The 11,621-nt window shown below is 39.0% G+C and carries 11 protein-coding genes and 1 pseudogene; 7 read left to right on the top strand and 5 right to left on the bottom strand.

What is annotated here, in order from left to right; all coding sequences use genetic code 11:
- Positions 1–552 precede the first annotated feature (552 nt).
- The 3 genes from ACT3RM_RS14860 (at position 553) to ACT3RM_RS14850 (ending at position 3,460) form a co-directional block, all read left to right on the top strand.
- Positions 553–849 carry a hypothetical protein gene (locus ACT3RM_RS14860; RefSeq protein ID WP_441835928.1) on the top strand — a complete coding sequence of 99 codons (297 nt, stop codon included), beginning with the start codon at positions 553–555 and terminating at the stop codon, positions 847–849.
- Positions 846–2,420, top strand: a complete 1,575-nt coding sequence (locus ACT3RM_RS14855) for a PepSY-associated TM helix domain-containing protein (RefSeq protein ID WP_441993065.1) — start codon at positions 846–848, stop codon at positions 2,418–2,420. The genes ACT3RM_RS14860 and ACT3RM_RS14855 overlap by 4 nt, the downstream gene beginning before the upstream one ends.
- Positions 2,421–2,593: 173 nt before the next feature.
- Complete coding sequence (locus tag ACT3RM_RS14850) at positions 2,594–3,460, top strand: EamA family transporter (RefSeq protein WP_441995224.1); 867 nt, start codon at positions 2,594–2,596, stop codon at positions 3,458–3,460.
- Between the two features lie 119 nt (positions 3,461–3,579).
- On the opposite strand, the gene ACT3RM_RS14845 is transcribed toward ACT3RM_RS14850, so the two are convergent.
- The 5 genes and pseudogenes from ACT3RM_RS14845 to ACT3RM_RS14825 form a co-directional block, all read right to left on the bottom strand.
- Complete coding sequence (locus ACT3RM_RS14845) at positions 3,580–4,197, bottom strand: LysE family translocator (protein WP_441995222.1); 618 nt, start codon at positions 4,195–4,197, stop codon at positions 3,580–3,582.
- Between the two features lie 170 nt (positions 4,198–4,367).
- Positions 4,368–4,595 (bottom strand): hypothetical protein, encoded by a 228-nt coding sequence (locus ACT3RM_RS14840; RefSeq protein WP_441835932.1) that lies wholly within the window; start codon positions 4,593–4,595, stop codon positions 4,368–4,370.
- A gap of 60 nt (positions 4,596–4,655) precedes the next feature.
- A pseudogene (locus ACT3RM_RS14835) lies at positions 4,656–4,928 on the bottom strand (DDE-type integrase/transposase/recombinase); the annotation flags it as partial.
- A gap of 42 nt (positions 4,929–4,970) precedes the next feature.
- A complete protein-coding gene (locus ACT3RM_RS14830) occupies positions 4,971–5,282 on the bottom strand; it encodes a hypothetical protein (RefSeq protein WP_441835933.1) in 312 nt (103 codons plus the stop codon).
- A gap of 9 nt (positions 5,283–5,291) precedes the next feature.
- Positions 5,292–6,314, bottom strand: a complete 1,023-nt coding sequence (locus ACT3RM_RS14825) for a YHYH protein (RefSeq protein WP_441835934.1) — start codon at positions 6,312–6,314, stop codon at positions 5,292–5,294.
- 357 nt (positions 6,315–6,671) lie between these two features.
- Here ACT3RM_RS14825 and ACT3RM_RS14820 point away from each other — a divergent pair, with 357 nt between their 5' ends.
- The 4 genes from ACT3RM_RS14820 (at position 6,672) to ACT3RM_RS14805 (ending at position 11,504) form a co-directional block, all read left to right on the top strand.
- Positions 6,672–7,679, top strand: coding sequence for a LacI family DNA-binding transcriptional regulator (locus ACT3RM_RS14820; RefSeq protein WP_441835935.1), 1,008 nt, complete (start codon positions 6,672–6,674; stop codon positions 7,677–7,679).
- On the top strand, positions 7,676–8,896 hold the full coding sequence (locus ACT3RM_RS14815) for a glycosyltransferase (RefSeq protein WP_441835936.1): 1,221 nt from the start codon (positions 7,676–7,678) through the stop codon (positions 8,894–8,896). Before ACT3RM_RS14820 ends, ACT3RM_RS14815 begins: the two co-directional genes overlap by 4 nt.
- 128 nt (positions 8,897–9,024) lie before the next feature.
- A complete protein-coding gene (locus ACT3RM_RS14810) occupies positions 9,025–10,251 on the top strand; it encodes a threonine/serine ThrE exporter family protein (RefSeq protein WP_441835937.1) in 1,227 nt (408 codons plus the stop codon).
- Positions 10,252–11,078: 827 nt separating this feature from the next.
- Positions 11,079–11,504: a hemerythrin domain-containing protein gene (locus ACT3RM_RS14805; protein WP_441996714.1), complete on the top strand. Its 426-nt coding sequence runs from the start codon at positions 11,079–11,081 to the stop codon at positions 11,502–11,504.
- The last annotated feature ends 117 nt before the right edge of the window (positions 11,505–11,621 follow it).

The following is an 11,621-nucleotide window of genomic DNA, read 5'->3' as shown; positions in this document are numbered from 1 at the left end:
GTATCTTTAAGTGTTTTATCTACTTTCTCACCGGTTACGATTATGGTATCCATTGACTTACGGTTTGTTTCGTCGTCATCCGCAAAGGCATGGCCCTGAAACAATAAAAAAGAGCTCGAGATAAGTAATGAAAGTTTTTTGAGTTTGAATAGGCCAGACAATGTTATTTCCTTTATTGATATAGTTGAAACAGTGTTAAATTGCGCGAAAAAAGTAGCACATGAATTCACTTATTGCAATTGAGTTTACTTATCATTTAGAATAGCATAACTAATAACAACTAATTACTCTTATGTTTCTACTTACCGTCATCCTCACTCTACTGTTAGCAAGTGCGTTACTTTATTGTAGTAATCGACATCAAAAACTTTTAAGGACACCTATTTCTAAGCGTTGGAGGAAACCTGCTTTTATTCTTTTATTAATGGCAGTGATTTTGTCATTTAACGAGCTCACTACGTCTGCAGCCATATTTTTCAGTGGGTTTATACTAATGCTTGCGCTGATGATAATCCCGTTTACTAGCCTAATAAAGTCAAATAAGGAAAGGTAATGACAGCTCAAACACGGAAAAAAATTCAACCAACCTGGTTAGGTAAATCACTTGCCGGTGGCTTTTTAGGTTTAGCTTTGGCGTTTATATTAATGGCTTTATTTGCTTGGTATGGGGCAGGCGGGATAGATGCCAGAGATAAAGTACAATTTAACATGTGGATGATCCCACTTTTGTGGTTAACAATATTTAGTTTTACTTATTTATTTAATTCAAGTAAGCAAGCTTGGGCCGTATTAGGCAGCTTAAACATTGTTTTATATAGCTTGTTTTATATTTTTCGGGGCGGGCTATGAAAGTTAGAGCAGATATTTTACGTACCTATCAAGGGCTGCATACGTGGACAGGTATTATTGCTGGTTTGGTTTTATTTATCGGGTTTTATGCCGGCAGCCTAACAATGTTTAAGCATGAAATTCAGCAATGGTCAGAGCCGACCAAAGCACCTGTTACAACCCCTATCACAGCAAACTACCAAAGCTTGATAGATAAAGCGGTTGAACAATACCCCGAACAGATGAATGCTGGATTTGAGCTGGATTTGCTCACTCATGACGCTCCTTTATCTTGGTATACAAAAGGCCAAGCAAGGGGCATGCATTTAGATAACCAAATACAAACGGCTCATTTAGATCAGCAAGGCCAATTAATAACTACCGACCAGGCAGAGCATAAACTTGCCGATTTAATTGATTACTTGCATCGCACAGCAGGGTTTATCGGTGAAATTGGCCATGATCAGTCAGGAGTCTATATTTTAGGTATAGCGGCAGGACTCTATTTTTTAGCCCTTGTTTCAGGTGTCATTATTTTACTGCCGACTTTAACGAAAACCTTTTTTGCATTACGTAAAGAAAAAGGGCCCAGCCGTTTTTGGCTAGACAGCCATAACCTAGTCGGTATTGCCAGCTTGCCCTTTCATTTAATCATTGCACTCACCGTTGTGGTATTTGCGTTTCATGATTTAATTTGCGATGGATTAGCGCAGTTCTATGGCGATAAACCTCTGTTTGAACGCACCCCGCCTGCTGCACACGCTTATAATATTAGTGATATTAAAAGTATTGATACACAAATCATTGCTGCTAAGAATTATGCCTCCGGCTATGAACCCGTTCATATTAGCTACAGTCGACTAAACACAGTAACGCCTTCAGCAGTCTTTAAAATGAGTAACGATTCTGCAGTCGTTCGTGGACCAGACACAGATTATTTGTTTATGAATCCATATACTCTAGAAATAAGTGGCTCGACATACCCACAAGGCGAAGACAGCTTTTATGGTAATTTTGTAGCAAGCCTATTCTCGTTGCATTTTGGTACATATGGAGGTGAATGGGGTCGTTGGGGCTACTTTATTATGGGCCTGTTTGGTGCATTCCTTTTTTACTCCGGTAATTTATTGTGGCTAGACAAACGTATGAAAAAGGACGCGAGTAAAACCAGTACTCAGATGATGGCAAGGTTGACCATCGGAGTGTGTTTAGGTTCTATATTAGCCGTTGCGGCAGTGTTATTATTAGCAAAATGGTCACACTTATTAGCTGGTAATATTAATAACCATTATATGCTTTGCTATTATTTGGTATTTTTTATCACCCTTGCTTACACCTTTAAACTAGGCACAAATAGAGCGAGTTATAGCATTCTTACAGGCTTAGCCTTGATCACGGCATGTTTACCTATCTCAAGCATTGTTCAAGGTATAAATAACGTTGCGCTACTACCTTATTATGAAGGCTATATGGTTGATATTACAGCGACCCTATTTGCGGTTATATTTGCCCTAATGTCGAAGAATTTGAAGCAAAAGTCCACTAAAAACAAAGTGATTGTTGATACGAAAAAGTTAGAGTTAATCAATTAGTCTTAAAACTAAGGCCACCTCAAAATGAAAGCATCACGGTGAGGTGGTCTCGGTTTAAAAACAGAGCCTTATAGGTACAACCTTTTACAGTGTCACTTATCGCAAATATATTAAATTATTATTTTAGCCTGTACACTCTGCCCATCGTCATCTTTTTCATTCTTTTTAAAACTATGTCTCGTGTTATTCCGCCTTTTATTATTGCACTAGTCTGCGTACTCATGGCTATGGTCACCATACAATCGGGTGCCTCTATTGCAAAGCAATTGTTTCCACTTATCGGCCCTGAAGGCACAACAGCCTTGCGACTTGGATTTTCTGCCGTTATTTTATGCCTTGTATTTAAACCATGGCGTGACTTTCCAGGTCTTGGTCAGCGTTTGCCAGTAATCATATATGGCTTAAGCTTAGGTGGCATGAATATCCTTTTTTATTACGCCATTGAACGTATTCCGTTAGGCGTAGGTGTGGCCCTTGAATTTACAGGGCCCTTAGCCGTGGCGTTACTATCATCACGACGCAAACGTGACTTATTTTGGGTTGGCTGTGCTATAGCCGGAATTATCTTATTGCTACCTAATATGTCAGGCCAAGATAGTTTAGACCCCATAGGCGTAGTACTGGCGCTTGCTGCGGGTGCTTGCTGGGCGGGTTATATTTTATTTGGTAAAAAAACCGGTAATCAAGGCTCTGGGGGCATGACTGTGGCGCTAGGTATGAGTGTTGCAGCCCTCGTTTTGGTTCCGTATGGTGCTTTTCATCAAGGGATGGCGCTGCTTAGCTGGGAGGTATTACCGCTAGGTATTTTGGTGGCCGCGATGTCAAGCGCTCTACCTTATACATTAGAAATGGTATCGCTGCGTAATATGCCCGCACAAAGCTTTAGTATTATGATGAGCTTAGAGCCTGCCGTCGCAGCGCTGGCAGGTTTGGCTATATTAGGTGAATTATTAAGTATTTGGCAGTGGTTCGCCATTTTGTTAGTGATAGTCGCCTCGGTTGGCAGCTCAATGTCCCCAAGGGGAAAGCAAAAGGTATAACGTACTCTACCAACTAAAGCTTAAATCAAGTCACAGTAGCTCAACTAAATGGAGTGAGCTACTTAAACCAAGTCGACGATCAGTCATACCTAATGTTTTAGCATGATTTCTTCATTAATTCAGCCAAATGCAAGCCATACTCCCACCAGCATCATCAAAACACCCGCAGTTCGATTTAACCATTTTACATTATCACTTTTAGCTAAAAATACCCGTAAGCTTTTACCGCCAGTGGCGTAAATCATCATACAAATAAATTCACTGAGCATGATTATCATGACTAAAATAGCCAATTGCGGAGCTACGCTATACTGCACATCAATAAAAGGCGGGAGTAAAGAAATCATGAACGCCCAACCTTTTGGATTTGCAATTGCAGTAATAAATCCTTGGCTAAATAAATGGCTGCGGCTAACATCTTGTGGTTGGCTCGCATTAGCGTTTATATTCCCTTTTGCACGCCACATTGTTACTCCTAAATAAATTAAATAGGCCCCACCTAGCCACTTTAGTAATGAAAACAAGCTTGGGTAATTAAGCATAACGCTCGCAACACCAATAACCGCAGCAACGGCAACTAGTGCAACACCAATAACCTCTCCGACCATCATCCACAGCGCTCGACGAACGCCTACAGTCATACCCAACGTCATCGCAAGTGTCATACACATACCAGGGGTGATTGAAACAAAGAAAAAGGTCGGAATAAATACAGCTAATATAGCTAAATCAGGCATAAAATAACTCAATCTAAAATAGTGGCATATTTATAACATTGATAGTCTTATAGATAAATTTTTTACATTCAATGATTTTGGGCTATAAAAAACTTACCGATCTGTACTGTTGAAGGGAACCTACTTCTTATTCATAGTTTAGTGAACGCTTTACTCCTACCTTAAATCGATTAATTTTCACATTTTTCTTCAATAGATTGCCGCTTACAGTTCATTGCCAATAGCTCAAGTACACGGTTTACCTTATAATTGCACTGTGCTTGCTCAATACAATCCAAAATATCGTCCAGCCAAAAATAACGGTGTTTACTTACTCTAAATGTTGATATTGCACAATTAAACATACTTGCTGCACTATGGCAGGCAGCTTGATAAGTATTTGTAGTGCGCTCAACCATGGGTTCTTTAATATGTGACTCTCTTGTAACTACCTAATATAAAATAGATACAATGATTCACCAATCGTATCGATTAAAGCACTCTGTATACGCGTTTTTCTGTGGATTACTAGGTTGAATAAACCGTAATTCAATATCATTCTCGACTATCCAACCTGCTAGTTTATAACTAATATATTCAGGTCTATTATCACATCTGTTGGATTTAGGTTTACCACACTTCTATTATTTGATTTAAGACACGTATTATACGCTCAACTAGAGATAAATCTGCATCAACTGTCAGCCTTCGTGATTAAAGTCATCAATTACATTAAACAAACGACAACCTCTGCTCGTTAGCTAAGACTTTAATGGGTTTTATAAGTTTAAAAATTATAACTGAGTTGATTTTTCCTCAACGCTAATTTTTTCTATATGTTGATGATCGGTTTTTTTAGTTGAATCAATTTTTTTAATAGGTTGGTTTCTTACACATAGCAAATCATCCGCCATATATTGGCAACTACCAATATATAAGTCGTTATGACCACCATCATAACTACACGATTGTGACTTTACTTTTTCATGACATGCTTTTACTGCAACTTCGTTCAAAGAGTTTGAGTGTGCATAACTAAAACCTGTCATAAATAATGCTGTACTAGCAAGACACGCAACCATTGCAATACTTATATTTAATTTCATCTCCACACCTTAATGCTCCACTGGTTTAGCGTGCTCTGGTGCTGGACCATTAGGCTCCATAGGAGGCGGACCTCCCACTGGCTGAACTGTTTCACCATGCATACACCCTATAAATAAATTTTCACTTGGGCTTGCTGCATGGTAATGATAACCCCGTGTTTCGTCAGTATTACCACGGCATTCATCCAAAGACTCTTCTTTTCCTTGCGCATCTTTCATTGCATAAATGCCATAGCCATCAGAGGCATAACCTATTAATGCTGCATGGCCATCTTTGGCTATAGGAGCGTCGGTACAACCTGTCGTTGCGTGGTAATGATAACCCTGATGTAAATTAATATGCCCACCGCAATCATCAAAAGCAGCAATTGTGTAACTACCTAAAATAGCATCGACAGGAGCGGGACCTGATAATTCAGTGCCATCTAACGCAATACCGACTGTACGTACCCTACCTGTTATTTCAGCTGGAATAGGTGTCGTTGGGATCAAATAAGTAAGAGAGAAGTCGTCATCAAGATACGCCAGCTCGCATTCTATGCAGTTTTGTTTGTATTGCTCTTCAACATCAGGACGTGCAGCGCCAGAACAAGACTCTAATGTTGCAGTGTAACGAACTTCATTGGTTTTAGCGTCATACAATACCCATTTCTCATCACCGTAATATTCACTTAACTTTAAAATAAAATTACCGGTAAGATCCACGAGCTCTCCAGAGCCATCTTTATTAAACCAAGCACCCGCTTCATCCGCGCCATCTGTTATTGTTCTTGGGCAAAATGGGCCCGGCTCTCGCCCTCCTGGTGCACCAGAACTAACTAATTCATAACACGTAGTTACAGTTCCTTGTGCAGTCTCGCATTCCACTACTTTAGGTTTTTTAGTAAACGCATTTTTAGCAAACATAGAGATATCGATACCTTCGTTTGATACTGAGGCCCCAACATCAAGCGCTTTATCTTGTTCGCTACACCCACTAATTATAAATAAACTTATAATAGCCATCGACGGTCTTACTTTTAATAAATCCATTAACCACTCCTAAATAAAACCTAGTAATACACTCGTTACTCTCACATAGTAAAGCAAGAATGCACAACAAAATAGCAACAAATAAACAACAAACATGTACATATAGACGATACTAGTTGATTAGAGTAAATTTTACGAGCCCAATACTTGAGCTTCGTACGGCAGCATCAACTAAACGAACTTTTTATCTAAGCTTAATTAAGGTGAAGGGTTTTGTGTTGCAAAAGGGCTTGAGCCTATCAGGTAAGTCAAACATTTTTAGGTACATCCATAAAGTGTCTGCGATAGTTTGATAAGCACACCACTTAGGTTAAACTAAATAACTATTTATCAATGTTATTCAACTGCCTGCAAATAATGAAAAATAAAGCGCAAACGATCACTATTTTTGATGTTGCCAAAGAAGCACAAGTATCAAAATCAACAGTATCACTGGTGCTTACCCAAAGTGATAAAGTTAGTGATAAGAGCAAACAAAAAGTGCTGCTGGCTATAAATAAGCTCGGTTATGTCTATAACCGTGATGCAGCTGCACTTAGAAGCCGGCGTTCAAACCTTGTGGCTTTAGTGATAAACGATTTAACCAATCCCTATTCGGCGCAATTAGCGGTGGGCCTTGAAAACCATATATATTCACTCGGCATGCTACCAATGCTAGTTAATACAGGTGAAAGTGTTGACAGGCAAAACCAAGTAGTTAAAACACTGAAAGAATATAACGTAGCTGCGTTTATTATGTGCCCCGCTCCAGGTACCGAGCAGGTATGGGTTGATGAATTAATAAATAGTGGCTTTCCCGTCATTAACATTATGCGCGAAGTGCCCTTTTGCAGCGCCCCCACTATTTTACCCGACAACAAAAAAGGCACTCACCTTGCTGCAAGTCATATTTTAGCACAAGGCGTTACCGATATCGCATTTATAGGAGGGAATAGCGACATTTCAGACTATCATGAGCGCTTAAGTGGCTTTAAGTCAGCCCTTGCGCAGTTTGCTATAAAGGACGAAAAACCGATAATAAGTGCCTTTCCTAATCGCCAAGGCGGTCGCGAGGCATTTACCAAATTGTACTCTCAAGCACCCAACATTAAAGCTATTATTTGCTTTAATGATGTTATTGCGTATGGCGCCATTGAAGCTATTCGACAACATGGCTTAACACCCGGAAAAGATATAAAAGTGGTTGGCTTTGATGACTTAGAAGACTCGCGTTTAATGTTGCCTTCGCTGAGCTCTGTCAATATCAGCGCTGATGAAATTGGTAAACGCACCTGCCAAGCACTCAATGAACTGCTATCATATTCAACCCCTGCTGTACGCACTTTGGTTGATGTCACCTTACAAATTAGAGATTCCAGTCAATGAAAAAAGTCTTGGTAATTGGCTACGTGTGGCCAGAACCTAACTCATCTGCTGCGGGCACACATATGATGTCGCTATTAACCAGCTTTAAACATCAAGGATGGAACGTAGAATTTGCCAGCCCTGCACAAAAAACTGAGCATATGGTCAACCTTGATGAACACGATATCAGTAGCGCTACTATTGCCCTAAATTGTGCAAGCTTTGATGAATATGTTAGCCAATATGCACCAGACATCGTTATGTTTGATCGCTTTATGATGGAAGAGCAATTTGGTTGGCGTGTTGATAAACACTGCCCTCAAGCGCTTAAAATACTCGATACCGAAGATTTACAATGCCTGCGTAACGCACGCCACGAAGCTCATAAAGCAGGTAGAGAATTCAACCACAGCGACTTACACTCTGATATAGCCAAACGCGAAATTGCCGCCATTTTACGCTGCGATTTAAGTTTAATTATCTCAAGTTATGAAATGCAATTACTTAGTGATGTATTTAAGGTTGATAGCCGTTTATTACATCACCTACCTTTTATGGTCGATTTAAAATCCCTCCCAAGCAGCACAAAGTCATTTGAGCAACGCCAACACTTTATGACTATTGGTAATTTCCGCCATGCTCCAAACTGGGATGCAGTGCTGTATTTGCAAAAAATTTGGCCACTTATACGTAAGCAATTACCCACTGCTGAACTGCATATTTATGGCTCATATCCGCCGCCCAAAGCGACCGCACTTAATAATCCTAAAACAGGTTTTTTAATTAAAGGCTGGGCCGAGAATGCTTTTACAGTAATGCAAAGTGCTCGAGTGTGCTTATCACCACTGCGCTTTGGCGCAGGTATTAAAGGTAAGTTGCTCGAAGCGATGATAATGCAAACCCCCAGTGTCACCACTAATATTGGCAGCGAGGGTATGCACCATGATTTACCTTGGCCTGGCAGTATTGAAAACGACGCACAACAATTTGCCGATGCTGCGCTTGCGCTTTATCAAAATGAATTGCAATTTAATAATGCACAAACTAAGGGGAAAGCGATACTTACCTCTTTATACGATAAAACCATTTTAGAAGCTGGTTTAGTAAAAAAAATTAATGCTATTAGCAATACCTTGAGCACCCACAGAGAAGCTAATTTTACAGGGCAAATGCTTAAGCACCATACAATGCGAAGCACTCAATATATGGCACAGTGGATCGAAGCTAAAAATAAATAAAAAATAGTTTAAAAAGGCTAGACAGATGTCATTTAGTGTATAAAATCGCCGCCATTAAACCTAGGCGAATTTAGATATATCGCCTATATTTTTTAACTGAATAATTTAATTTATGGCTCAATATACATTTGAAAACAGCAACATTTACTGAAAAACGAAAATTTATCGTTAAACTTGGAAAAATGCTCCACAAATACGGGACTCCTGCGTATCGGTTAGAAGCGCATTTAATGGAAGTTGCGACTTACTTAGGCTTAAAGTCGTCTTTTGTAATGTCACCTACCTCTGTTACTTTTGTGATCTGGACCGACGGGCATGAAGACGAGTATACCCATGTTGCGCGTGTTGATCCTGGTGATCATAACTTGGGTTCATTAGCTGATACTGACGACTTAGTTAACCGTATGCTTAATGATGAACTAAGTGTTCAAGAAGTCGATGTGCAATTAGACATTATTTATGATGCACCTAACCCCTATAATAAGTGGGTGACCGGCTTTGCGTTTGCCACTACAGGCGGTGCATTTGCAATGCTGATGGGGACTAGTTGGAATGATGTACTTTGGTCTTCATTATTAACGACTGTGGTCTATTTATTTGTACTTTGGTCATCACGCTCTAAGCGTGTCGCTCACATGTTAGAGCCATTAGTCGCAATTGTTTCTGCTATGTTAGCATGCGCGATAAGTGTTCATTTAGATGCCCACATAAATATCCGCTTAGTTGTGCTCTCAGCCATTATTGTATTTATTCCAGGGCTTGCGCTGGCGCTTGGTTTAGCTGAACTTGCCGCACGGCATTTAGTTTCTGGCACAGCGCGGGTTATGGACTCATTTATGCAATTGTTCAAATTGTATTTTGGTGCATTTATTGGTATATCAATTGGTTTTGCCCTTTTTGGCCAAACAGATTTCATACAGCCTGAACCGCTCCCACCTTGGACTCCTTGGCTGGCTATATTAATGTTATGTAGCAGCTTGATTGTAATATTTAGAACAAAGTTAAAGCACAGCCTTTGGTCTATTGCCTCTGGATTTATAGCGTACGGAAGTAGCATTGGATCTGCTATGTACTTAGACTATACATTAGGTACGTTTGTGGGTGCTTTTGCAGTCGGAGTATTTAGTAACTTATTTAACCGAGTTGCAAACGCTCCTGCATCTATTGTGGCTATGCAAGGTCTAATTGTGCTGGTACCTGGCAGTAAAACCTATATCGGACTTAACTCCTTTATTGAAGGTCAGAATTTTGTGTCAGCTGATCATATAGGGCAGCAAACTTTTCTAATTTTTATGTCGTTAGTGGCAGGCTTAATATTTGCTAACGTAGCCCTACCTCCTAAAAAAATCTTGTGAAGCAACTGGTTACAATTCCAAAAACATTTTTAGCACAGATTAAAGCTAAATATTGAGATTCGTTTATTGAACGAATAATTTTAGATGTTTAAATCTTAATTAAGTCATAAATAACTTATAAGATGGGAGTCCCAAGAACTTTTAAAATAATCAGGCTACTAATTATCGTTATAGATACTCTGTAATTCAGGTTCTTTATTTAGGTTTGCGTTAAAGTCATTAACGGTCAATAAAACCCTGTTTATCCGCTTCCATGATAAAAACTATCCACGTGTTCATTCTTCTCAATCAATAAAGCTTTATTGATACATAAAAGTCAAAAGTATACGTTTAGTGTATTCCCCAAATAAAGTCGCATTAATCTCTAAGCTGCAACCGCACAATACTATTACAGCTTAGGGGTTAGCGACTTCATCAACGGTCAAAAATACACGCAACGTTTAAAATTGACCATTTCGGCAAACTAACAACCATCAAAGTTCGCTAATAAATAGCACTTCTTTAGGGACTATTAGCTTATACTCAACTCACTGAACATAGTTGGTGATAAGTTTTCACTTTCAATTAATAAGACCAATTTTTAAGCATTCAACGTTTCGATTGCCCAAACACCACAACATAGAAGTATGAAGGTAAGCTTAGCTCTTATCACTTTATACTTTAATATTACTTATTTTATTACCCGTCTAGTCTGTAACATTTACAATTAACGATTGACTACCTTAATAAGTAAATAAAAAAAGCCAATAAAATCAGATCATTAAAATATGGTTTGGTAATTGCTTTACAACCAACAAGAAAAGTAATTAGCAATGTAAGGAATAGCCATGAATATTTTTGAAGCTTTACGTCAAGATCACGATAAACAACGTACCTTAGTGAATGCACTAATCGAAACCCATGGTGATACTAAAAACCGTCAATCGCTAATGAACGATTTAAAAAACGAATTGACTGAACATGCTAAATTTGAAGAACGATTTTTTTATAATCCATTGATGTTTGATGACTTAACTCATGAGAAAGCACGTCACAGTATTGCTGAGCACCACGATATTGATGAGCTAATTGAGCAACTTGAAGAAACAGATAAGAGTTCACCAGCGTGGTTAACTACCGCTAAAAAGCTACACCACATTGTGCATCATCACCTTGAAGAGGAAGAACGAGAAGTATTTCAGTTAGCAGGTAAAGCCTTAACCGAAGGGCAAAAAGACAGTTTAGCTGAGCAGTACAATGATGCAATGAGCTAATACACGTAAGCTACTGCTTCTAATAAAAGTTTACACACTCCCTTGTTTTAAATGGTTACCTATTTGGTAACCATTTTTTTATTTACGATCACTATTTTTTTTGCCACGAAAAAATAT

Source organism: Pseudoalteromonas sp. AOP7-A1-14 (assembly GCF_052376275.1).
GTDB lineage: Bacteria > Pseudomonadota > Gammaproteobacteria > Enterobacterales > Alteromonadaceae > Pseudoalteromonas.
Note: the sequence above shows the minus strand (reverse complement) of the source record. Positions and strands in the feature narration are given on the sequence as shown.